At 61.6% G+C, this 23,530-nt stretch carries 19 protein-coding genes and 1 pseudogene; 12 read left to right on the top strand and 8 right to left on the bottom strand.

From position 1 onward, the window contains the following. Positions 1–12: 12 nt before the first annotated feature. The 3 genes from X743_RS158270 to X743_RS158280 are packed head-to-tail and all read right to left on the bottom strand — an operon-like array spanning position 13 to position 3,204. A complete protein-coding gene (locus tag X743_RS158270; RefSeq protein ID WP_013893343.1) occupies positions 13–939 on the bottom strand; it encodes an ABC transporter permease in 927 nt (308 codons plus the stop codon). Continuing rightward, positions 939–2,057 (bottom strand): ABC transporter permease, encoded by a 1,119-nt coding sequence (locus tag X743_RS158275; RefSeq protein WP_023765230.1) that lies wholly within the window; start codon positions 2,055–2,057, stop codon positions 939–941. Before X743_RS158275 ends, X743_RS158270 begins: the two co-directional genes overlap by 1 nt. A 19-nt stretch (positions 2,058–2,076) precedes the next feature. Then, on the bottom strand, positions 2,077–3,204 hold the full coding sequence (locus tag X743_RS158280) for a BMP family ABC transporter substrate-binding protein (protein ID WP_023765229.1): 1,128 nt from the start codon (positions 3,202–3,204) through the stop codon (positions 2,077–2,079). A gap of 292 nt (positions 3,205–3,496) precedes the next feature. On the opposite strand from X743_RS158280, the gene X743_RS158285 reads away from it, so the two are divergent. Then, positions 3,497–4,171, top strand: coding sequence for a GntR family transcriptional regulator (locus X743_RS158285; protein ID WP_032922970.1), 675 nt, complete (start codon positions 3,497–3,499; stop codon positions 4,169–4,171). A gap of 80 nt (positions 4,172–4,251) precedes the next feature. Here the strand turns inward: X743_RS158285 and X743_RS158290 are convergent, their stop codons facing one another. Both X743_RS158290 and X743_RS158295 read right to left on the bottom strand, forming a co-directional pair. Continuing rightward, positions 4,252–4,464, bottom strand: a complete 213-nt coding sequence (locus X743_RS158290) for an alkylphosphonate utilization protein (protein ID WP_013893339.1) — start codon at positions 4,462–4,464, stop codon at positions 4,252–4,254. Next, entirely contained in the window at positions 4,461–4,673 is a 213-nt protein-coding gene (locus X743_RS158295) for a hypothetical protein (RefSeq protein WP_031257643.1), read from the bottom strand. Before X743_RS158295 ends, X743_RS158290 begins: the two co-directional genes overlap by 4 nt. A 126-nt stretch (positions 4,674–4,799) precedes the next feature. Here X743_RS158295 and X743_RS158300 point away from each other — a divergent pair. From X743_RS158300 to X743_RS158340, 9 genes and pseudogenes are all read left to right on the top strand, one after another. Then, positions 4,800–5,540 (top strand): annotated as a pseudogene (locus tag X743_RS158300) (YoaK family protein); the annotation flags it as partial. A gap of 230 nt (positions 5,541–5,770) precedes the next feature. Then, on the top strand, positions 5,771–6,085 hold the full coding sequence (locus tag X743_RS158305; RefSeq protein WP_013893336.1) for a helix-turn-helix transcriptional regulator: 315 nt from the start codon (positions 5,771–5,773) through the stop codon (positions 6,083–6,085). Next, a complete protein-coding gene (hyfB, locus tag X743_RS158310) occupies positions 6,085–8,103 on the top strand; it encodes a hydrogenase 4 subunit B (RefSeq protein WP_156934414.1) in 2,019 nt (672 codons plus the stop codon). Before X743_RS158305 ends, hyfB begins: the two co-directional genes overlap by 1 nt. Continuing rightward, positions 8,094–9,050, top strand: coding sequence for an NADH-quinone oxidoreductase subunit H (locus tag X743_RS158315; RefSeq protein WP_023765224.1), 957 nt, complete (start codon positions 8,094–8,096; stop codon positions 9,048–9,050). The genes hyfB and X743_RS158315 overlap by 10 nt, the downstream gene beginning before the upstream one ends. After that, complete coding sequence (locus X743_RS158320) at positions 9,050–9,712, top strand: hydrogenase-4 component E (RefSeq protein WP_023765223.1); 663 nt, start codon at positions 9,050–9,052, stop codon at positions 9,710–9,712. Before X743_RS158315 ends, X743_RS158320 begins: the two co-directional genes overlap by 1 nt. Continuing rightward, complete coding sequence (locus tag X743_RS158325) at positions 9,709–11,160, top strand: hydrogenase 4 subunit F (RefSeq protein ID WP_023765222.1); 1,452 nt, start codon at positions 9,709–9,711, stop codon at positions 11,158–11,160. Before X743_RS158320 ends, X743_RS158325 begins: the two co-directional genes overlap by 4 nt. An 18-nt stretch (positions 11,161–11,178) precedes the next feature. Continuing rightward, positions 11,179–12,696 carry an NADH-quinone oxidoreductase subunit C gene (locus X743_RS158330; protein WP_023765221.1) on the top strand — a complete coding sequence of 506 codons (1,518 nt, stop codon included), beginning with the start codon at positions 11,179–11,181 and terminating at the stop codon, positions 12,694–12,696. 12 nt (positions 12,697–12,708) lie between these two features. After that, complete coding sequence (locus X743_RS158335) at positions 12,709–13,248, top strand: NADH-quinone oxidoreductase subunit B family protein (RefSeq protein WP_023765220.1); 540 nt, start codon at positions 12,709–12,711, stop codon at positions 13,246–13,248. Positions 13,249–14,092: 844 nt separating this feature from the next. Further along, positions 14,093–14,779, top strand: coding sequence for a Crp/Fnr family transcriptional regulator (locus X743_RS158340; protein ID WP_023765219.1), 687 nt, complete (start codon positions 14,093–14,095; stop codon positions 14,777–14,779). A gap of 28 nt (positions 14,780–14,807) precedes the next feature. Here the strand turns inward: X743_RS158340 and X743_RS158345 are convergent, their stop codons facing one another. The 3 genes from X743_RS158345 to X743_RS20855 all read right to left on the bottom strand — a co-directional run bounded on the left by X743_RS158345 (position 14,808) and on the right by X743_RS20855 (position 21,661). Further along, the gene (locus X743_RS158345; protein WP_023765218.1) at positions 14,808–19,043 is read right to left on the bottom strand and encodes a cytochrome P450; all 4,236 of its coding nucleotides are present in this window, start codon (positions 19,041–19,043) and stop codon (positions 14,808–14,810) included. 117 nt (positions 19,044–19,160) lie between these two features. Further along, positions 19,161–20,942 (bottom strand): adenylate/guanylate cyclase domain-containing protein, encoded by a 1,782-nt coding sequence (locus X743_RS158350; RefSeq protein WP_023765217.1) that lies wholly within the window; start codon positions 20,940–20,942, stop codon positions 19,161–19,163. Positions 20,943–21,307: 365 nt separating this feature from the next. After that, the gene (locus X743_RS20855) at positions 21,308–21,661 is read right to left on the bottom strand and encodes a metalloregulator ArsR/SmtB family transcription factor (protein WP_023765216.1); all 354 of its coding nucleotides are present in this window, start codon (positions 21,659–21,661) and stop codon (positions 21,308–21,310) included. Between the two features lie 226 nt (positions 21,662–21,887). On the opposite strand from X743_RS20855, the gene X743_RS1000000172000 reads away from it, so the two are divergent. Both X743_RS1000000172000 and X743_RS158360 read left to right on the top strand, forming a co-directional pair. Next, positions 21,888–22,133 carry a hypothetical protein gene (locus X743_RS1000000172000; protein WP_156934412.1) on the top strand — a complete coding sequence of 82 codons (246 nt, stop codon included), beginning with the start codon at positions 21,888–21,890 and terminating at the stop codon, positions 22,131–22,133. 433 nt (positions 22,134–22,566) lie between these two features. Next, positions 22,567–23,121 (top strand): transglutaminase-like cysteine peptidase, encoded by a 555-nt coding sequence (locus tag X743_RS158360; RefSeq protein WP_031257638.1) that lies wholly within the window; start codon positions 22,567–22,569, stop codon positions 23,119–23,121. Positions 23,122–23,530: the final 409 nt, after the last annotated feature.

The following is a 23,530-nucleotide window of genomic DNA, read 5'->3' as shown; positions in this document are numbered from 1 at the left end:
AAACCTCCGGTCTCATTTGGTGATCGACAGTTCGCCCGGCGCGCCGGCGAGCGACCGGCTCGGCGATGAGGTGGCGATCATGATGACGAGGGTGAGGATGTACGGGGCGGCGTAGAAGAGATAGTAGCCTTGCGTGACGCCGACCGACTGCAGCGCCGGCCCGAGCGCGCCGGCGCCACCGAACAGAAGCGCTGCGGCAAAGCAGCCGAGCGGGTTCCAGCGCGCGAAGATGACCAGCGCCACCGCCATCAGCCCTTGCCCCGAGGAGATGCCTTCGGTCCAGCTGCCGGGATAGTAGAGCGACAGATAGGCGCCGCCGATCCCTGCCAGCGCGCCGCCGACGCCGGTGGCGGCGAGCCGCACCGTATTCGGATTGAGGCCCATGGCGCGCGCGGCGTCGGAACTGTCGCCGACGACGCGCAGGATCAGGCCGGCGCGGGTGTTGCGGAAGGCCCACCACAGGAACACCGCCAGTGCGGCGCCGGTCAGGAACAGCACGTTGACGTCAAGCGCCGCCTGCACCTGCGGAATGTCGGACCAGGCGCCCAAGGGAATGGCCGGCAGGTCGGGCGCCGAAGGCTGGATGAAGGGCTTGCCGAAGAAGAAGGCCAGACCCGAACCGAACAGCATCAGGGCGATGCCGATGGCGATGTCGTTGACCTTCGGGAATTTGCAGATCCAGCCGTGGAACAGGCCGAAGCAGAGGCCGGCGAAGGCGGCGGCGACGAGGCCGAGCCAGGGCGAGCCTGTCTTCACCGCTACCGCGTAGGCGCTCATGGCGCCGAACACCAGCGTGCCTTCGAGGCCAAGGTTGATGCGGCCGGAGCGTTCGGTGATGGCTTCGCCGAGCGAGACGAAGATGAAGGGGGTAGAAACGCGGATGGCGCCGCCGAGTATGGCGAGCGGAACGCCCCAGAGGCCGATCCCGGAGTCGTCCATCAGCTGCTCCTTTGCCAGAGATCGGGGTTGAAGGCCTTGAAGCGGCCGTAGAGGGTCTCGCTGAACAGGATGACGATGAACAGCATGCCTTGCAGCACCAGAACGGTGGCGTCGGGAAGGTCCATGCGGCGCTGGATCAGTCCGCCGGACGCATCGATGCCGCCGAGCAGGAAAGCGACCGGTATGATGGCCAGCGGATTATGGCGCGCAAGGAAGGCCACGAGAATGCCGGTATAGCCATAGCCGGCGGCGAGCGAGGCGTTGGCGCTGCCCTGTACCGCCGCGACCTCCAGCATGCCGGCGAGACCTGCGAAGGCGCCGGCCAGGCCGGTGAAGCCGACGATCAGCGAGCCGACGGCAAGCCCCTGCACCTGGGCCGCCCGCACATTGCCGCCGGCGATGCGTGCGGCAAAGCCCCAGCGGGTCTTTTCGATCAGCACCCAGGACAGCACGCAGGCGACGACGCCGACGGCAAGGCCCCAATGCACCTCCATGCCGGGCATGTTGCCGATGCGGTAGATGTCCGCCAGCGGCTGGGTCGAGGGCTTGTTGAGCGAGGCTGGGTCGCGCAGCGGCCCTTCAACCAGCTGGTTCATCAGGGCAATCGCGATATAGGCCATCAGCAGGCTGGAAATGGTCTCGTTGACGGCGCGGTAATGGCGGAGCGCGCCGACGGCACCTATCCAGATGCCGCCGGCGGCCATGCCCGCCACGCCCATGACGAGGATGACAATGAGGGAGGGAGCGCCGCTGAGCGCGGTGCCGGCTGCCGCGGCGGCGACGCCGCCGAGCACGATGGCGCCCTCGCCGCCGATGACGACCAGCCCGAGCCGGGCCGGCAGCGCCACGCAGAGCGCCGCCAGCAATAGCGGTGCGGCGCGCGACAGGGAGTTCTGGACAGAGAACCACGAGCCGAAGCCGCCGCGCCACATCGTTTCATAGAGCTGGACCGGCGACTTGCCGACAGCCAGGATGAACAGGCTGAACAGCACCATGCCGACGACCAGTGCCGCGAGCGGAATGACGAAGGCTTCCACCCGCCTGGCGATCCATTCGAGCGCCGCCGGATAACCCCTGGCCCCGAACGTCGCCGGCGCGCCTGCCACCGTGTCTGTCATGTTGCCGTCTCCGTGCGGTTCAGGCGGTCGAGCCGACGACGCCATCGACGAGATAGTCCATGCTTTCGAGCTCGATGGCGGTCTCGGCGAAGGCCTGGCCTTCGGTGGCGACGACGGCGCCCTTGTTGCTCTTCAGCGGACCCTTGATGACGGAGAAGCCGCCCTTCATCATTTCGGCCAGCGTGGCGTCGAACTGCTTGCGCGCCGGCTCGGAGACGGCGGGACCGAGCGGGCTCATCTTGACGAACCCGTCGGCCAGTCCGCCGCGGGTGAAATTGGGCAGCGGCTTGCCGGCGATGAGGTCGTCGACGAACATCTTGTAGACCTTGGCCCAGTTCCATTCGGCGCCGGTGAGGTATTTCTCGGGTGCCAGCGGGCTCTGGTTCGCGTGGTAGCCGCAGACGAAGGCACCGCGGCCGGCGGCCGTCTCGACCACGACCTTGGGGCTGTCGACATGGCAGGTGATGACGTCAATGCCCTGGTCGACCAGTGCGTTGGTGGCCTCAGCCTCCTTGACCGCCAGCGACCACTCGCCGGTGAAGATCACCTGGCAGGTGATCGTCGGGTCGACCGAGCGCGCGCCGAGCAGGAAGGAGTTGATGTTGAGAAGCACCTGCGGGATCGGCTTGGCCGCGACGAACCCAAGCTTCTTCGACTTTGAGGTGTGGCCGGCGACGACGCCGTTGAGATACTGGCCCATGCCGATATAGCCGAAATAGGACCCGGCATTCATCGGATGCTTGTCCTTGTTCCACATGCCGCCGCAGTGGCGGAACTGCACGTCAGGGAATTTCGCGCACATGGCCAGCATGTGGGGGTCGAAATAGCCGAAGGAGGTCGGGAAAATCAGCGAGGCGCCGTCGAGATTGATCATCGACTCCATGGTTTTCTGGACGTCGACCGTCTCGGGGACGTTCTCCTCCTCGACGACGGTGATGCCCTCGATGCCCTTCAGCGCCGCCGCACCCTCGGCATGCGCCTGGTTGTAGCCGTAGTCGTCCTTCGGCCCCACATAGATGAAGCCGACGGTGGCGGCGGCGGCGAAGGCCCTGCTGATCGGAAAGGATGCCGAAGCCAGGCCGAGCGCGGCTCCAGCGGCGGAGGTCTTGAGCAGCTCGCGGCGGTTAAGCGTGAATCTCGCGGTCATATTGAATGCTCCCCTGTAGGACCCTTCTTCCGGGCCGGTTAACATGCCATCAAGAAAGTGCATGCAATCACTGTGCCAGTTTGTTTGGCGAAATTTATTGAACAAAATCAACCACAGCTCCAAAAGCTACTGCTCATGCAGCAGGCAATTGCATGCACTTTTTGCCTTGAAAACAGCCAATTTGACAGGCAGATTAAAATAAAGGCATAGAGAGGTATATTGAGTCGAAGACGCCGCTTCGACCGACGCCACGAGAAGACGGGACGGAGGAGATTTGTCGGGGAAGCGCAGCTTGATCAGGTCGGGCACGACCGTGGATCAGATGGTGAGGGCGATCGGCGACCGGATCGTCACCGGCTTTCTGCGCCCGGGCGAAAAGCTCGATGAAACCTCGCTCGCCGCCCGCTTCGACGTGTCACGCACTCCGGTTCGGGAGGCGCTCGGGCAGCTCAGCGCCATGGGCCTGGTCGAAAGGCGCCCCAACCGCGGCGCCATCGTCGCCGTGGTGACGCAGGAGCATCTGGCCTCGATGTTCGAGAGCATGGCCGAACTGGAAGCGATCTGCGCGCGCTTCTCGGCCGAGCGCATGACCAGCAGCGAGCGCCGGGCGCTCGAGGTCGAGCACCAGGCTTCGGCGCGGATGGTACGGCTAGGCGCCGAGGAGGACTACGAGTATTTCAACACCGAGTTCCACAGCCGGCTCTATCGCGGCGCCCACAACGCCCATATCTGCGAAATGACGGTGATGACGCGGAGCCGGCTGGCGCCGTTCCGCCGTGCCCAGTTCATGCTGCCGGGGCGCCTCGCCAAGTCCTGGCAGGAGCACGACGCCATCGTCACCGCGATCATGCGCGGCGATGGCAATGCGGCAGGCCAGGCTGCCAGGGATCACGTGTCCATCGTCAGCGAAGCGAGCGCCGTGTTTGCCGTTGGCGACCAAACAAGAGCCGCGCCACAACACCAGTGATGTTCTTCCGAGAAGGGTGTCTGATTGCGGTTTCGGTGCTCTGGATTGCACTCCAGGCAACATCCCATCGGAGCGGTCTCCTACGCCTTCTTTAGAAATTCCGTTCGCAGCACCAGATTTTTGACCTTTTCGGCCCGACACTCGACCTCATCTTCGTTGCCCGTGAGGTGGATGTTCTTGATCAATGTTCCGCGTTTCAAAGTGACGGACGTGCCCTTGACTTTGAGATCCTTGATGAGCGTGACGGAATCTCCGTCACTCAAAGGGGTGCCATTGCTGTCCTTGACTTTCATGATTTCGCTTCCTGCCGTTGTGCATTCAGCCCGTTGAGGAGATCGGCGAGTTCCTCGGCATCGTGCTGGTTCATTCCAACAATGGTACGGCTGCCCATCTCGGCGGGCCGCCCGGTAAGGGCATCGTCGACGGTCCAGGTGCCGCCCGGCTCCCGGCAAGGTTTGTAGCGTTGAATCATGCATGCACGATAATCGCGCCAGTTTGCCATGCCAAGGGTGGGTTAATATTTTTCGGTTTGTATTGATGTTTTGAACATCAATGATACGATCCGGATTATCATTTCTCACACTCAGACACTGAAGCCTCGATTCCGCGCGGGAGGCAAGGTTCGCTCATGATCGTGTATCTGCGCCGGTTGACCGGAAAGGAGCGGAGCGAAAGAACCGACCGGCACCTCGCTCGCTTTCTGACCTTCATCGCAGGTGCCGCCAATGCCGGCGGCTTTCTGGCGGTTCAGCAATATACGTCCCACATGTCAGGCATCGTGTCCTCGATGGCTGATCATCTGGCACTCGGCAATGTCGAACTGGTGCTTTCCGGATTGGGAGCCTTCTTGTCGTTTGTTGCCGGGGCCGCCTGCTCGGCGGTCTTGGTCAACTGGGGAAGGCGGCAGGGTCTGCAGAGCGAATACGCGTTTCCGCTTGTCCTGGAAGCGATCCTGCTGATCTGTTTCGGTCTGCTCGGCAGCCATCTTGCACGTCACGAAGCGCTGTTCGTGCCTATGACCGTGATGCTGCTTACCTTCATCATGGGGTTGCAGAACGCCATCATCACCAAGCTGTCGGAAGCCAGAATCCGGACGACGCATGTCACTGGCCTGGTGACCGACATGGGCATCGAAATCGGCAAGCTGCTTTATTGGAACATCTCGGGGAATGACTCCGACGGACTGTTCGTGAAGGCGGATCGAAAAAAGCTGAGACTGCTCGCGTCGCTTGTAGCATTGTTCTTTATCGGCGGCGTCATCGGCGCAGTGGGTTTCAAGCACGTCGGCTTTGCCGCAACGCTGTTTCTCGCAGCCATCCTCCTCGTTCTGGCCACCATGCCAGTCCTGGAGGATGTCTCCGTTCGCATGAGGCGGCTCCTGCAGTAGCTCGGCAGTCCTGCCTCAGGACCACGACAAGACTAGGCCAAGGGATGCCTCGCCGCTAAGCGTTGTGCCGCCCCTCGTGAGGGGAGCGATACCTCCACCATTGCAGCTCGCCTCGCAGATGCGTCACGCATCATTATTTGAATGCTCCCCATTTTAATATATGCTCCAACGCCCAGAGATAATACCTCAAAGCTGACAAAGGGGGTGCGACCGTGATAACTGCTCCACAGTTGCGTGCCGCAAGGGCGCTCCTTGGTATCGACCAGCGCAGGCTTGCCGAATTGTCTGGCCTTTCCGTGCCGACAATTCAACGCATGGAGGCCAGTGAGTCGATTATCCGGGGCAACGTCGATTCCCTCATGAAGTTGATCGGAGCACTTGACCTCGCCGGCGTCGAATTGATCGCCGATGGCGCCTCAAGCCAGATCGGCGGGCGCGGCGTGCGGCTGAAGGCAGACTTTGATCCTGCCAAGGTTCTTGGCCGGGCAGATGCGGATGCCAAATTCCCTGTGAGGAGCGTGGCGTGATTCCGGAGGCCGCGGTCCTTCTGTGGAGCGTCGCCGCGCTCCTGGGGACCGCGGTGCTTGCGGTTTCGGAAAGCCGCAGGGCGGGACCGGCAACACGCCTGATCTATAGCTTGACGCTAGGCATATCGGCGGCCGTGCTCCTGGTTCTCGCGAGCCGCATCGCCGATGATCCCGTCACCCCGTCGACCGCCGTTTTGCCGCTTGGATTGCCATGGATCGGCGCGCATTTCCGTCTGGATGCGCTCTCGACTTTCTTCCTCGTCATCGTCAACTTCGGCGGCGCCATGGCCAGTCTTTACGGCCTCGGCTACGGCAGGCATGAGTCTGTGCCACATCGGGTGCTGCCGTTCTTCCCGGCCTTCCTCGCCGGAATGAATCTTGTCGTGCTCGCGGACGATGCCTTCACTTTCCTGCTTTCCTGGGAATTCATGTCGCTCGCTTCCTGGGCGCTCGTCATGGCGCATCATCGCGACCAGGACAATGCGCGGGCGGGCTACATCTATCTCGTGATGGCGAGCTTCGGCACGCTCGCGCTGCTGCTTGCGTTCGGCCTGTTGGCTGGCCCAGGCGGAAACTACACGTTCGAGGCGATGCGTACCGCCTCATCCACCCCGCTCGTCACTGCTTTCGTCCTGGCTCTCATGCTGTTGGGCGCCGGCTCCAAGGCTGGACTTGTTCCGCTCCACGTTTGGCTGCCGCTCGCTCACCCGGCCGCGCCAAGCCACGTCTCGGCTCTCATGAGCGGCGTCATGACCAAGGTCGCCGTCTATGGCTTCATTCGCGTTATTTTCGATCTTCTCGGTGAGCCGCCATGGTGGTCGGGCGTCGTCGTCCTTTTCTTCGGCGGCCTGACGGCGGTTCTCGGCATCCTCTACGCGCTGATGGAAAAGGACCTGAAGCGGCTTCTTGCCTACAGCACCATCGAAAACGTCGGCGTCATCTTCGTGAGCCTTGGCCTCGCTCTGGCCTTCAAAGCGAACGCCATGCCATCGGCTGCCGCACTGGCGCTCACCGCTGCGCTGTTCCACGTCCTCAACCATTCCTTTTTCAAGAGCCTGCTGTTTTTCGGTGCGGGCGCGGTGCTGACGGCAACTGGCGAGCGGGACATGGAGAAGCTGGGCGGCCTCATCTCTCGCATGCCCCTCACAAGTTTCGCCTTTCTGGTCGGCTGCGTGGCGATCTCGGCCCTTCCACCCTTCAACGGGTTCGTCTCGGAATGGCTGGCCTTTCAGGCGATATTACAAAGCCCCGATCTGCCGCAATGGGGCTTGAAGGTCATGGTGCCCGCCGTTGGCGGTCTGCTGGCGCTGTCAGCGGCACTGGCCTCAGCCTGCTTCGTAAAGGCGTTCGGGATCACATTCCTCGGCCGGCCACGCTCGGCCGCGGTGGAACTGGCGCACGAGGTCGACCGCTACTCGCTGGCGGCAATGTTCATTCTCGCCGCACTTTGTCTGCTTGCCGGCATTCTGCCGGGTCTTGTCATAGACGGCCTATCCTCGGTGACACTACCGCTGATTGGCAGCCGGATGCCTGTGCAGATGGCGCAACCTTGGCTGTCGATCGTGCCGATTGCAGCGAGCCGCAGTTCCTACAACGGCCTGCTGGTGTTCCTGTTCATCGCCTTTTCCGCATCCGCGGCGGCATATGTAATCCACCGCTTCGCGTCGCATGCACTGCGTCGGGGTCCAGCCTGGGGTTGTGGCTTCCCGGATGTCATCCCCGCCTCGCAGTACACGGCCGTCAGCTTCGCGCAGCCTATCCGTCGCGTGTTCGGCACGTTCGTATTCCGTGCAAGGGAAAGGGTCGAAATGGTGGCGCCTGGCGAAACCGGGCCGGCGCGTTTGCATGTCGAAATGCATGATGTGATCTGGGAGACGCTCTATCAGCCGATCGCCAGGGCCGTCGATTTTGCGACCGACCGCCTCAACCATCTGCAGTTCCTGACGATCCGGCGCTACCTGACCCTCGTTTTCCTCTTTCTCATTGTCCTGCTGCTGGTGCTCGCACTATGGCCATGATCCTTGAGTTGGCCGTTCAAGGCGCGCAGATGGCGCTGGTGCTATTGCTGGCGCCGCTCCTGACTGGCTTCGTGCGCAAGGTGAAGGCACGACTCTTGCGCCGCCAGGGTCCTTCCCTGGTCCAACCCTACCGCGATCTGCTGCGGCTGATGCGCAAGGAAGTCGTTCTGGCGGACAACGCGTCCTGGCTGTTTCGCGTGACACCCTATTTGATCTTTGCCTCCACCTGGGTCGCCGCCGCGCTTATCCCGACATTCGCTACCGGCCTCACCTTCAGTTGGACCACCGATCTGATAGCCATCGTCGCGCTGCTTGGAAGCGCTCGGTTCTTCCTGGCGCTGGCGGGGATGGACGTCGGCACGAGCTTTGGCGGCATAGGTTCGAGCCGCGAGGTCATGATCGCTTCGCTGGGCGAGCCCGCCATGCTGCTGATCGTGTTCAGCCTGGCGCTCGTTGCCGGAGCGACGCAGTTGTCCACGGTCGCCGCCTTCATGGGCTCGCCGCAGGTTGGGCTGCGGGTATCGCTCGGCATGTCGCTCATTGCTCTCGTGATGGTGGCGGTCGCCGAAAACGCGCGCATTCCGGTGGACAATCCAGCGACCCACCTGGAACTCACCATGGTCCATGAGGCGATGGTCTTGGAATATTCCGGTCGCCATCTGGCGATGATCGAGTTTGCCGCGTTCCTCAAGCTCCTGCTCTATGTGTCGCTGATTTCCTGCGTCTTCCTGCCTTGGGGAGCGGCGACCACCGGTGCAGGACTGCAATCCCTTGCCGCGGGTGTCGTCACCTATATCGGCAAACTTACCGTCTGCGGGGTGCTGCTCGCCGTGTTCGAGACAGCCATCGCCAAGATGCGCGTCTTCCGTGTTCCGGATTTCCTGGGCGCGGCGTTGATGCTTGCCTTGCTCGCCACGCTCCTCCGGTTTGTCTCCCGGAGCCTGTGATGACCGGTCTCACCTTCGATATCGCTCATCTGCTCGCCGGCGGCCTCGTCCTGGTCAGCTTCATGATGCTGTACCAGGACCGTCTCTTTGCGCTGATCAATGTTTTTGCGCTTCATGCAATCGTGCTCGCCATGTCCGTGGCTTGGCAGGCCTACATCCAGGACGCCCATCATCTCTACGTCACGGCGGCAATCGCGCTTATCTTCAAGGCGATCGTCATTCCCGTCGGGCTTCATCGCATCATTCAGCGGCTCGGCATCCATCGCGATATCGAGACAGCCGTCGGGATCGGTCCGACCATGCTTGCCGGAATAGGTCTGGTGGCCCTGTCCATGGTCCTGATGTTGCGGGTAACACCCGAAGCCGACCCCCTCGCCCGTGAGGATCTGGCCTTCGCGCTGTCCATCATTTTGCTGGGGCTGCTGGTGATGGTCACCCGCCGGAATGCCGTCAGCCAGGTTGTCGGGTTCATGTCGCTCGAGAACGGTCTGGTCCTTGCCGCCACGGGGGCAAAGGGCATGCCGCTGGTCGTCGAGATCAGCGTTGCCTTCTCGATCCTTATCGCCTTCATCGTCATCGGGGTCTTCCTGTTCCGCATCCGCGAGAGGTTCGACTCGGTGGATGTCGGTGCCCTCGACGATTACCGGGGAGAGCACCGTTGACCGTGTTTTCCCTCGATGCGGTGGCCGCCATTTTGCTGATACCGGTCATCTCGGCCGCGCTTCTGGCGGTGCTGCCGAACTACCGGATATCGGCAGGCCTCAATGTCGCCGCGAGCTTGCTGACCTTGCTCGCTGCAATGTCGCTGTTGGTCACGGATCGGCTGCAGCCAGGTCAATACCTGCTCGTCGACGATCTCAATGTCGTTTTCATCGTGCTCAACACATTCGTCGGTTTCACGACCAGCGTCTTCAGCGCCTCCTATATTGCGCATGAGTTGGATACCGGGCGACTGACCGCGGCCAATCTGCGATTCTACCACGCGATGTACCAGATCATGATGTTCGGCATGAACCTGGCGTTCGTGTCGAACAACATCGGCTTGATGTGGGTAGCGGTGGAGCTTGCCACGCTGACCACCGTGCTCATGGTCGGCATCTATCGCACGCACGAAGCGCTGGAGGCCGCCTGGAAATATTTCATTCTGGGCAGCGTCGGCATCGCGCTCGCGCTGTTTGGCACCATCCTCGTCTACATGGCCGCACAGCCGGTTGTTGGCGAGGGCACGAATGCCATGGTCTGGACGGTGCTCATCGCTCACGCCGCGCGCTTCGATCCGGCTCTGCTCAATGTCGCCTTCGTCTTCCTGCTGCTCGGCTACGGGACCAAGGTCGGCCTTGCGCCCTTGCATGCCTGGCTGCCAGACGCGCATGCCGAGGGTCCAACGCCGATTTCCGCGGTGCTGTCGGGCTTGCTGTTAAACGTCGCCCTCTATGCCGTGCTGCGCTTCAAGCTGTTGCTCGCGGCAAGCCCTGAAGCGATCGCGCCTGGGCCGCTGATGATCACGATGGGGCTGACGTCGCTTGTTTTCGCGGCCTTCATGCTCTATCGCCGCCGCGACATAAAACGCCTGTTCGCGTACTCCTCGATCGAGCACATGGGCATCATCGTGTTCGCCTTCGGCATGGGTGGCCCGCTCGCCAATTTTGCCGGACTGCTGCATATGGTCATGCATAGCCTGACCAAGTCGGCGATCTTTTTCACGGTCGGCCACATTGCCCAAGTCAAGGGGACACAGAACATCGCCGAGATCCGGGGGCTGACGGAGACACATCCGGCGCTTGGCTGGGCGCTCGTCATCGGTGTCGTTGCCATTGCCGGCCTGCCTCCGCTCGGCATCTTCATGAGCGAATTCCTGGTCGTGAGTTCGACATTTGCAAGACACCCGCTGCTGGCGATGCCGTTGGTGTTCGGGATTCTGCTCGCTTTCGGAGCCCTGCTGCTTCGACTAACCGGCGTCGCTTTCGGCGAACCGCGCGGCAGCACAGCACCCGCCGAGGCGTCCTACATTCCGATGTATTCCCATTTGGCGTTGGTGTTTGCCGCCGGCATCTACCTGCCGCCACCGCTGGTCACCTGGTTCCAGCATGTCGCAGCTATCCTGGGGTGAGCGGAGGAGAGAAAGAGCATGCCCGCGCTGATCGACCTTATCCTTGCTGGCCAACGTGTCGAAAATCATTTCCCATGGTCGCGCGCTGTGGTGACTTCGAAAAAATGGGACTTTGCCATCGAGCAATTGGCCGAGGGCCACTGGAGCCTGCTCGGCCTATGGGGTGAGCCAGGCGCCGTCCACATGGCACTTCATGACGAAAATGCCGGGGACATCGGCGTTGTCAGCCTGGAGTGCCCGAATCGCCGCTACCCATCGGTCGGCCGGCTGCATCCGCCCGCCTTGCGGCTCGAACGCGCGGCCGCTGACCTGTTCGGCCTTCTGCCGCAAGGCGCGCCTGATACGAGACCGTGGCTTGATCATGGCTATTGGGGTCTCAGCCATCCGTTGAGTACCCGCGTCCGGACGCCGGCTGCGACAGCCTCCCCCTACCCTTTCCTGTCGGCCGAGGGAGAGAGCCTGCATCAGATACCGGTCGGACCCGTGCATGCCGGGATCATCGAGCCGGGGCATTTTCGATTTACAGCGAGTGGCGAAACGGTCGTCCGGCTGGAGGAGCGCCTCGGATACGCACACAAAGGCATAGAAGGCTTGATGGCGGGCTCCGATATCGACCGTGCAGCCAACCTAGCGGGCAGAACCTCCGGCGACAGCACCGTGGCATACTCCCTCGCTTTCGCGCGCGCGGTCGAAGCGGCGTTGGGTGTCGAGGTTCCCCCACGCGCGATCTGGCTGCGAGCGCTCATGGCCGAGCTGGAGCGCCTGGCCAACCATCTGGGCGACATCGGCGCTATCTGCAATGATGCCGCCTTCGCGCTCATGCATGCCCACTGTGGGGTGCTGCGTGAGCGCGTATTGCGGGCAAGCGATGCTGCCTTCGGCCATCGTCTGATGCGCGACCGCATCGTGCCGGGAGGCGTGGCAGCCAACCTGAGCGATGACGGAGCAACAGCGCTTTGGTCCCTGATCGCAGAGATCAGGCAGCGGTTTCCCGCACTGGTCGAGCTCTACGACAACACCGCGTCGCTGCAGGATCGGACAGTCGCAACCGGCCGGCTGAAGGTGGAACTTGCTCGACAATATCGGGCCGGAGGGTATGTCGGCCGGGCCTCCGGCCGGGATTTCGATGCGCGGCGAAGTCTCGCCTACCCCCCCTATGACACGCTTAACTTCGATGTGCCTCTCCTCCAGGAAGGCGACGTGAACGCCCGTGTCTGGATTCGCATCCGCGAGGTCGAACAGGGCTTGTCCCTGGTCGAGCAGATCCTGCGACAACTGCCGGATGGACCGACCCGCGTCGAGGTCCCACAGACAGGCGGGCCGCATGAAGGCATGGCGCTGGTCGAAGGTTTCCGGGGCGACATTCTGGCCTGGCTGCGCATCGGCAAAAGCGGCCTGATCGAGCGTTGTCACCTGCGCGATCCCTCTTGGTTTCAATGGCCGCTGCTTGAAGCCGCTATCGAAGGAAACATCGTTGCCGACTTTCCGCTGTGCAACAAATCGTTCAACTGCTCTTATTCGGGCCATGATCTCTGAAGGCACGCTGCCATGCGCAAGCTTCTTTTTGAAAGCCTGATACGCCGCCCTCTTACCGAGCGTCCGCCGTGGGCAAGCGGCGCGGCGGTCGACGAACTCGCACGCGCGCTCGATGGGGCCGCTCGCAAACGATTGGGGCGAAGCCTGTCGATCCGGGCGGTCGATGCCGGTTCCTGCAACGGCTGCGAACTTGAGATGCACGCGCTGAACAACGCCTTCTATGACATCGAGCGTTTTGGAATCCGGTTCGTCGCCTCGCCGCGCCATGCCGATGTACTGCTCGTCACCGGACCGGTCACAAAAAACATGCGAGAGGCATTGAAGCGGACCTACGACGCAACACCCAACCCAAAATGGGTGGTCGCACTTGGAGATTGCGCAGGCAATGGCGGCTGTTTTGCGGGCAGCTACGCCGTGATGCGCGGCGTATCGGAGGCCTTGCCCGTCGATCTGCACATTCCAGGTTGTCCGCCACCGCCAATCGAAATTTTGAAAGGCCTGCTCACTTTGCTTGAGGGGGTGAATTCGAAGACCGGTGACGTCCGAAGCTGACACCGCGCCCAGCAGTGCCGTTGGCCGCCCGGTGAATTCGACTTCGATCCAGCCGATCCTCGATGGATCTCGAAACACCTCAACGGTTTCGATCAAGTGCTTTCGAGCTTCTGTGACCACCTTCACAGACCGCCAGGAGATTTCCAGACAGAAGTGTGACCCAGCGGAACTGGCCACCTTCGATCGGCCTTCCGCCAATTTAGAATTTGTTTCCAACCTGGGGCGAACAGATGCGGGTCTCGTTTGCGTGCGGCTCGTTTCTCGCCGCGGCTTTTACCTCCGCCGATGGCACCGACGGATACCTACGTCCTTGTCACGACCATCTTCGACGCTGCCGTCGACACCAAATTGGAGCTTTGCCCAATGCAAGGCACTGGCCCACGGCCGTGCCGAGATCGTCGTGCGGATCGCACGCGCCGATCTTGGCGGTCTGAACAAGGCGGTCGGCACGGATATGCCGGGCGCACTGCCGTCTGCACGTTTATAGGTGTACCTCCAACCGTGCGTGCAGACGGCCCTCTACAAATAGTGCTGGTCGGGAGATCAATCCGTCGAGCGGCAAAACACGCGGTTGCAGGTGCCGATGTTTGGAGATCGTGACTGCCGCATCCTTCGTGTCAGTCAAAGAGTCGAGAAAGAGATCATTCGCGGGCTGGGTTTCTCGTACAGCCACTGGTTGAGCTGTTCGGCCGCGATTCAGGAAGGGCGCTGGGGCGAGAGGGGATCGGGCTTTCCGGTCCCCTTTCTGCTGTCAGAAGGGGCACGATTCGAAATGACATTTGCTTTGATCGATCACCCGGTTGTCATACAATCAATCCGGTCACGACAACACCGGGAAGCCTTCATGCCAGCCGCCAGTGCGAACGCCAGACAGGATCTGCCGCACCTGGCGCGCATCGATCCGAGCCAATTCGACCTCCTTTTCAGCGGCTGCAAGCTCGAACGCTATGCCGCCGGCCAGCATCTGTTCCTCCAGGAAGACGCTGCCGACCGTATCTTCGGTGTGATGAGCGGCACAGTGGAGATCTCGATCTATTCGCCGGATGGCCAGAAGCTGGTCGCGAATATCGAGCTGTCGCGCAGCTTGGTCGGAGAGATCGGCGCGCTCGATGGGCGCCCGCGCACGGCCACGGCGATATGCCTCACAGCATGCGAGCTGGTTTCGCTCAGCCGGATACATCTGTTTGATCGAATTGAGAAAAACCCATCCCTGGCGCGTGCCATGATCGAACTGTTGTGTGCAAGGTTGCGCTGGGTCAGCGGCGAGCTCGGTGACCAGGCTTTTTTCGGTATCGAGGCGAGGCTGGCAAAACGACTGGTCTTTCTGGAGGGTGTCATGGCCGACGGCGCGGGCTGGATATCGATCTCGCAATCCGAACTGGGTGAATTCCTTGGCGTCACCAGAGAGTCGATCAACAAGACACTCAACGATTGGCGCAACCGGCGGGTCATCGCCATCAGGCGCGGCGGCCTGCGCATATCCGACGCTGGCGCGCTTCGTCGTATCGCCGAGTCGCAAGACGACTACTGACGGCGCCCACAATCGAAGTGCCGGGAGATCAGAGCCGCGAAATCAGAAACCGCAATGCCGACCTGCTCGGCATGAAGAAATAGCCGCCCCCCCGGGTGGTCACGAATTGCGGGATACCTTTCAGCACCGTCACCTTTTCCCAGGATGGTATGGTGAACCTGCCATTGCCGTCGCGCGAGCCGATCGTCGGATCCTTTTCGGCCACGAGCCCCTGGAATGAGGTCGATGATACCCAGGTCTGCTGGATGAATTCGTACTGCCGCTCGATATCCGCATTGAGGCACATGAAGAGCAGTCCTTTTTCGACCTTGCCCCCCTTCTTGCCCTGTTTTTCGTAGCTGCGACCGACCCGGATGATCCGATGGCGCTTGCCGATCCTGATCTGCGTTTCACGGTCCTCACCCAGCGAATCGCGAGGATTCGACCGCCGGACATGAGCACCCAGCGGGCAGCGGTGCCCTTGGGGATCCTCGGTGCCAAAAGCAAAGTCATTATCGGCACCGCGCCCCGGCCGGCCGTCGGGATTGCGCACCAGCGAGCTGCCATCGGGCCAGCGGCCAAGCATCTTGGCGGCAACCCAACGCGGGGTAATGGCGGGGTCGTCGGTTTCGCTGGCCGCCTGTACCGCCGCCGCCTTGCAATACGCGTTGAAAGTATCGACGTGCTGCTCGAACTGGCGCATGACGAGGAAGGTTCCGTTGCGGCCGAAGTCGCGGCGCGGCGGCGGCAGGCCTGGTATCTGCCGGTTGCGGCGCACCGCCGAGAGGATACCGGTCCGGTCGAGCGACGCCTCGACAGAGGGCGATGCCGGATAGAAACCGTGCTCGTCGCGATAGCCGAACAGAAACTCGCCGGGCGCGACAAGATGCATGGGTGCCGCCCCAACGTTGGCGCGGGCGGTTCCCCTGACGATCGGCTGTGAGACGCCGTCGACGAAGCCAAAGTGCTCGACGGCGCGCTTGCCGTCGCGCTTGGTCGCGAGCGGCAGCTCCGAGACGAGGTCCATCCCCGCCGCCGTCAGCTTTGCCTTTGCGGTGCCGACCTCGACCTTCAATCGCTCCGGGCTTTCCGCATAGCAGACGACCACCGCGTCAACCGGCTTTTGCGGCGAACCCCATTGCCACTTCTGAGGCACGCTTTCGCCGAGATCGTCGAGGATGCGGCTGCGCTCGGGATTGCCCATGCCGTGGCGAAAGGCGACGGGAAATGTGTCGAGCGGATTGTCATCGACGCTGCCGTCCAGTCCGAGACGACGAAGGCCATCGGGACCGAACGCAACGGTCATCGCCCGCCCCGCCGGCACGCCGTCGCCGAAGCTGGTCTGCTCGACAACGAATTCCAGCCAGGCCCTGCGCCTGCCCCTGGAAAGGTTTTCCGGTATGGCCATCGCCAGCATATGGGCATGCCCCAACGATCCGAACGGACCGAAGAACAACGACTGGATCTCACCGGTCTCCAATTGTTCGACGGGCAACGGGTCGGGCGCTGCTGGTCCGACGTCCGCCTTCCTGGCCTGCGGGCGCGGCAGGGAGCCGAACAGGCTCAGCCAGTCACGCGCCCCACTGCCGGTCACGGTGGCGATGCCGTGCCTGATCCTGGAATTGGCGCGAATGCGCAATGTGTTGAGAGCAGGATAGGCCGAATACCAGAACAGGGTGGGCACCTGCTGGCGGCGCGCCCAGCGCTTGAAACGGTCGCCGTCGCGGGCGCCATCGAGGAAAAGCCAGCGTGTGCGAGGATAACCCTCGGTGTTGCTCCATACGCCCGTCAGGCCGGCGGCGGCCTTGGCGATGAAATCCTCGAGATAGCTTTCCCAGCTGCCGCCATAGTTGGAGAAGAACATCAGCCTGTTGGTGCCGGGCAACAGCACCCATCGGGCAAAATGGATGGTGTTGATGGTGGCAAGGAACCCCGGCCTGAAGACCTTCTGCGCCGAGATCGAGATCAGGTAGAACGACAGCCTGAGCGCCAGCCTCCGCAATATGCCGACCTTCATGCTCGAAATCGCCGTGAGATGGTTCTGGGCTTGCCCAGGCTGGTCTTCGCGGGCCAGAATCTTGTCGAGATCGCCGAGATCGACCGGCGTGCTGTGCGGCAGATCAATGTCTTCGAGGCGACGCAAGGCGAGAAAGCACAGACCGAGGATCACCGCCGCCAGCGCCAGGATTCCGAGCACGGCCAATAGAAGCGCAGTGCCGGCTATGGCAATGGTGCCTAGTGTGAGACCGGGCGGATCGCCGAACACCAGCACATAGGTCATCCACCAGAAGGCGAGCACCAGCACGGCGACTGCGGCCAGCACGGCCGGCGCCAGCAGCGTGGTTGTTATGGCTTGCCACCATTTCCCGGGGGGCCGTTCGAGCAAGCTTTCGGCAGGCTCGAATGCCCAGTCGAATTTTCCCAGGGACCGAACATGCCGACGGGCTTCCTCAAGCGCGGCCGCCGCTCCGCCCTTGGTGGCGCACGGCTGTTCGACCAGCAGGCGAACTGCATCGGCAAGTTCGGCTTCCGCCAGGATGCGCTGCACCGAATGGCCCGGTGTACCGGAAAAAACCAGTCCGGCGTTGCTGCCGAAAGATGGTGAAATCTCGACATTGTGCTTGCGCAGGAATGCGTCCAAGGCGAGGCCGTCAGGCAGGTCACAGACGTCCTTCAGGATTGGCCGCAGCCTGTCCCCGATGGCATGCGCAACAGCATTGATGACATCCTCGGTGCTGCCGTCGCCGGATACCTCCAGGACAAGCGCTCCTTTCCCATCGGCGGGGGCATTGCCCGCCTCGCCGGTTGGAACAACAGCCAGGCTGGCGAAATGGATGATGCCGGTGGCATTGAGCGCGGCACGAATCTCGTCGCTGGCAGGGTTGCCGAACCCGGCGACCTCTTCGCGGATGGCGTCCAGCGACGCAGGCAGGGTGATCGGGCACACCACCGTCGCCATCGAATGGGTGACCGTGCGGCAAAGAGCGGGCGGCTCGAAATCGACCTTCAGGCTGTCCGGATAGGCGCCGATATGTGTCATCCTGCCGGCCTTGCCGCGCGCGCGGCGGACATTGTTCTTCTGGAACAGGGCGCGAACGCTTTCGCCAATCTGGATCCTGGCGATTTCGGCGCCGATGCATTGATGAATGCCGTAACCGAAGACCAGGTAATCGCGATGCGGGCGCGACGTGTCAAAGTGATTGGGGCTTTGCACGGCCTCGGGATCGAACATCGCCGACAGCGTTGCCGGCATGACCACCGTTCCGGCCTTCACCAGGCGCTCGCGGCGCGTGCCCATGGCGATGGTTGCGTCGCGCGCGGTGTAACGCCAGGGACCAATCCAGATGGGCTTGAAGCGCATGGCTTCCAAAATGGCTCTGTCCAGGCTGCCTGTGTCGTTCTTGGCCAAGGCTGCATCGATGGCCTGCCGCGCATCGGCGCGGGACAGGATCACGTCGAGGCAGTTGCCGCCGGCGAGCACATTGGTCGGGACAAAGCCGGCGATCATGCCAAGCATGATCGAATGAATGTCGGGAAGCGAGAGGCGATCCTGATCCATGAGATCGACAAGCCTTGCCAGCGGCAGCCGATCCTTGGTCCCCTTCCTCTCGCGGATCGCATCAATGGAGCGGTCGATCACCCTGATCAGCCGATCGCCAGCCACCACCGCGAGCTGACGCGTGGTGGGGCTTGCCGTCGGGTCCGAAAAAAACAGCGCACTCAACGCTATGGCCCAATCGGCAAACTCGGATTCATCGTCGATCTCGAGGCCGAAGTAATCGCGGCAGATGCGCACCGGAACGATCTTTATCAGATCCGCTATCGCATCGAAGCCGGGGCTTGCGCGCATCATTATTTCTTGTGAATGCCTCGCGGCGATCGGCCTGACCAGGGCCTCGACTTCTCCCGGTGGGAAAGCGCCCAGCACTGACGATTTCATGCGCCGGTAATCGGCGCCGTCCTGCATGCCGAGAATGAAGTTCGATCCGCGTGCCAGTTCGGCCATTTCCGGCCCGTAAGGCGTCTCGAATTCGTCGCCGCGCTCCAGTATCTCACGGACGTCCGCATTCCTGGTTACGAGCAGGAAGTTGCCGATGGCGAGATTGGGCCAGAACCTGCGCAGCAGCGCCAGCATCCAGCGCGGATCATTGAAGAGAACGCCGATGATGCGCGACATGATGCCCTTGGAGCGGAGTCGCTCCAGATCGAATGGCGGCATTTCGGTTAGTGGGCGCTGGTTTTCTTGTCCGGCCCGGACGGCGTCGAAATACTTTAAACGGATCATGCGCGTTCAAGCCCCCCGGCTGTCCACGTCATTGCGATGCCGGCTAACCCATGGCTAGGTTTGCAGCCTTCTCGCGTATGTGAATACTTTCACAGTTGTCGGCATTCGGCACCTCAATTAATCGTCGCTCACGGCGGATTTGAAATTGGCGATGAGAAATTCGTTTGCCGCTTTGTCCACGAACGGTATCCAGCGCACCCTCTGCTCCGAAAAATCCGGATGTCGTGTCATAAGTATAGCATGCTCCCGCATGGCCTCTTGCTTGCGCCCGCTCTTCGCCAGGGCGCCGATCTTCAGAAACCGGGAATAGAAATAGCCGGGCGACAGATCGAGCGATCGGTCCGCGGTAGAGATCGCCGATGGCCAATCCTCTAGGAAACTGTAAGCTGCGGCCAATTCCCCCAGATTGTGGAACCGGTAGAGGTCAAACGGGCTCAACCGCTCCGTCTCGACGAAGAACGGTATTGCACCGGCGGCATCGCCCAGCAGCAGGCGCGCGCTGCCCATCGCCGAGTGCGCAAAGGCGAAGCTTGGATTGATGTGAAGCGCTTCCTCGAGATGATCGACCGCCGATGCGGGCCGCCCTCTCATGATGTCCATGACGCCGAGATGAGCGTGCGGGCGGGCATCCAGACTGTCCATGAGCAAGGCTTTGCGTGAATATTGCTTGACCTTGTCCAGATCGTCACTGTCGCCGAACCGCAGCCACGCTCGCCAGAAATACCACCATGCCAGTTCGTTCAGCACCGCACTCGAATTCGGATCTTCCCGGTAAGCCTTTTCGAAAAACTCCAGCGCGATTTCAGTGTCGCCGCGTGTGCGCCGATTCATATGCCAGCGCCCACGCCGCACCAATTGCCACGTTTCCAGACTTTCCCACGGCACCTGGAAGGTCCGCGCCTGTTCGGCCCGGTCGACCTCCTTGTCGAGGATCGAGACGATCTCCGCGCCGATCTCGTCGCGGAGACTGAAGATGTCGGCCAGCGCGCGATCGAAGCGTTGCGACCATACCAATCGGCCGTTTGACACGTCGGCAAGCGATGTTGTCAGACGAATCCGCTCATCGTTGCGCATCAGCGTGCCGCTGACGATGTAGCGTGCACCAAGGGCATTGCCGATAACGCGCGTTCCCAGGGTGTCGTCGCGAAACTGGAAGCTTGAGTTCTTGGCAATCACCGAGAGCCATCTTCTGTGGGAAAGCCCGTAAATGATGTCTTCGGCTATGCCGTCGGCCATATAGCCGACGTCGCGCTCGCCTCCATCGCCCTGGAACGGCAGCACGGCGATCGCTGGTGGACCTTTGGGCGACACGTTCTGCCGACCATTGACGGAAGGGATTGCCGCCATCAGCGCCGGTGGCGGTGAGAGGTTGCCGCCGCGCCTCGCAATCAAAACGCGCACCGGCAGCGCGATATTCTTCAGCATGAGTTCGCCGAGGTCGGTGAATTCAGCCGCTGTCTTGTCCTTCACGTGGTGCCAGGTGGTTTCCGACACGGCGAGACCATCGTGGGGCGCGAATTCCTGGATCCTGGCTGCGATGTTGACGTCGTCGCCATAAAGCCGGCCTTCACGGACGATGACATCACCCGTGTTGATGCCGGCGCGAAACGGCATGCGCATGGGTTCGTCCAGCGATGAATTGAGCGTGACAATTCGATCCTGAAAATCGAACGCCGCGCGCAGCGCCTCGATCGGATTGCCGAATTCGGCCATGACGCTGTCGCCGGCATCGCCGAAGGTGCGGCCGCCGAAGGTGCTGCAGCTCTCGGCGATGATGTCGCGTCGTTCCTCGAAGGCAGCGACAGCCGATTCATCGTCAAGACCCATCAACCGTGAAAATCCAACGGCATCGATGGAGACGATCGTCGCCAGCTGACGGGTGTAATTCCGTTCAGCCATGTTTGAGTCCCGATTCCTTCTGGTCCTGCTGCAGCACAGGCGACCACCCGCTCCTGAACCTTCGTCGCGTTGCTGTGAGAATCGTCTTGGCAGGTGCGCCCGCGCCGATATCGCCCCTGTCCCTGTCAGGAACTCTAACAGTGCCGCTGCAAAAGCTCTACCACGATCAACTAATAGATCGTGGGCTTAAGCATCGTTTCCACGCTTGACAGCCGGCAATGACGCGCCAGACGCCATGCCGGGAAGGCCACGCGGCGTTTGATGACTGGCGGCGAAGCAGAACCTGCCCCTATCTGCTGCCTGCGCGAGCTGCCAGGATCTGCAGGATGTCATGGATCCGGACGTCTGGATCGAAGGGCGCGGGCTTATGCGGCGGGGGACTTGCGAGGCTTCTCGGCCTGCGAGACTGCAGCCAGGTTCACGGCTACATCGAATATCTGGGTAATTTTTTGACTGATCCCAAAACCACAGGAATAGTAGACGGTCTGTCGGTGACGCCTGGTGGAAACCAGTTGGTGTTTGCGCAGCTTACTCAGATGCTGAGAAAGAGCGCTTTTGCTAAGTCCGACCAGCACAGCCAATTCGCCAACCGAAATCTCGCCTTCCGTCAGATGGCCCAGAATCACAAGTCTTCTCTCATTGCCCAAAACCGCCAGAAGTTCGGCCGCTGGCGCTGCATGGTCAGACAACCTGTCCAGGTTCGGAGAGTTTGCCTCCATGGTGTTGATAGGCTGCAGTCGCCTGACAGAAAATTCTTTGCGATTGTGTTGCATTAGCCTTGACCCGTTGTCCGGCCAAGCGGCAACGCTCGGTGTCAAGGCGCGTCGCTTGGACCCGCTGGAGCGCGACGCGCCTTCCTGAATTTGGAGCGGATCAGTCAGGCGCGAAGCCGGATATCACATGCGCTCCAGCAACATCCGACACCGAGTTGCGGAGCCTCTGCTAATGGCCGGAGCCGCGCCCGGAATCGCCACCCTTGCCGCCATTGTCGCCGCTTTTGCCACCGTCGTCGCCGCTTTTGCCACCGTCGTCGCCGCTTTTGCCACCGTCATCGCCGCTCTTGCCACCGTTGTCTCCGCCCTTGCCGCCGTCATCGCCGCCCTTGCCGCCGTCGTCGCCACCCTTGCCGCCCGTATCACCGCCACTGGAACCGCCTCCGCTGCCAGGCCCGTTGCTGTCGCCAATGCGTGAAAGCGTGGTTGCGATGAGCGAGGTGGTGATGGGTGGGCATTGATCGAGTTGATCTGACGAAAGGATGCTTCCGCGATTGATCGCGATACAACACATCGCATAGTTCGCGTCGGTAAGAGGTTGGCATTGGGCTGCCGTCATCTGCGGCCGTATACTATCCTGTGCTGCCGTAGAACTCGTCATACTCGCAGCCAGAACAGCAGATGAGACGAGTAAGGTCGAATAAACCTTTCCCATCAAAGTCATGGATCGCAGCATTTCTTCCTCCAACGCAAAGGTGCGCATGGTCCCAAACCAAGACGCTATCAATTAATTTCTACAATCCGGTAACATATTGTTATGTATGTTTGCCGAGAATACCTTTTTAAGGATTGATTTACCATTTTCTGCGAGGCTTGTTGGCAGCTTGACAGCCAAAAGGAGATGGTACGTGATGCGTTTCGCTACGCTTGTTGCCGTAGCCATGGTGGCAACTGGTTGCAGCGCGACAGCCGGCTCCCATGCGATGATGGTCACAAAGGGGTATGCATTCCCTCCGCCGGCCGCTCGTGTGTTCTGCGCCAACCAGCCACGACTCTGCAGCACCAGCGGGCAGGTCAAGCTGGTGACGCTGACACCGGCACGCAGAGCCGAACTCGAAGCGGTGAACACCTCCGTCAATCGCCGGATCGAGGAGCGCAGTGACCTCGCCACGGCAGGCAGTGCCGACGACTGGCGTCTACCGACCAAACAGGGTGATTGCGAGGATATTGCGATCCTGAAAAAGAGCGAGCTTTTGAAGCGTGGATGGCCCGCTTCCGCCTTGCTTCTGACGGTCGCTTCGCTTGGCGGCGAGGGTCACACGGTTCTCACGGTTCGAACCGACAAGGGCGACTTGATCCTGGATAACCGTGGCAGTGTCATCCGCGATTGGTCAAACACTTCGTACCGTTATTTTGCCAGACAGTCGCAATCGGCCAACGGGAAGTGGGTACGGATCGGTTCTTGAACTCCGGTGCAAAACCCGATCCACCGAGGCATACCGGCAAGAATGCGCGGCTGTTTTGGGATAGCGACCTGCGCAAAATGGTTTGAAGGGTGTCGACCGGACACCCTTTTCCAACGCAATGCGCCTCCAAAGCACGGAGCGGCCTATATGCCCGAGCCTCTGTATCGGGCGGCTTCCACCCAGAATGCGAGCGCAATTGCTGGAGAACGTCCCTTCACTTCAAAATCTTGCCCCCGATGGCTTCCCGCCGCGATCCATACAGTCTTTGAACGCTGATAGATCGTGATGCCTCGTGCTTGCGCCCGAGCACATAGGTTCGCGTCATTGTGAGACATTTTTCTAGCCCCGTTGCCCATCCACCTTGCAAAACGATTGTGGTGGCCAAGTTCTTCCCAACAAAAGCCCGCAC

Origin of the sequence: Mesorhizobium sp. LNHC232B00, assembly GCF_000502435.1 — a bacterium.
GTDB classification, from domain to species: domain Bacteria; phylum Pseudomonadota; class Alphaproteobacteria; order Rhizobiales; family Rhizobiaceae; genus Mesorhizobium; species Mesorhizobium opportunistum.
Note: the sequence above shows the minus strand (reverse complement) of the source record. Positions and strands in the feature narration are given on the sequence as shown.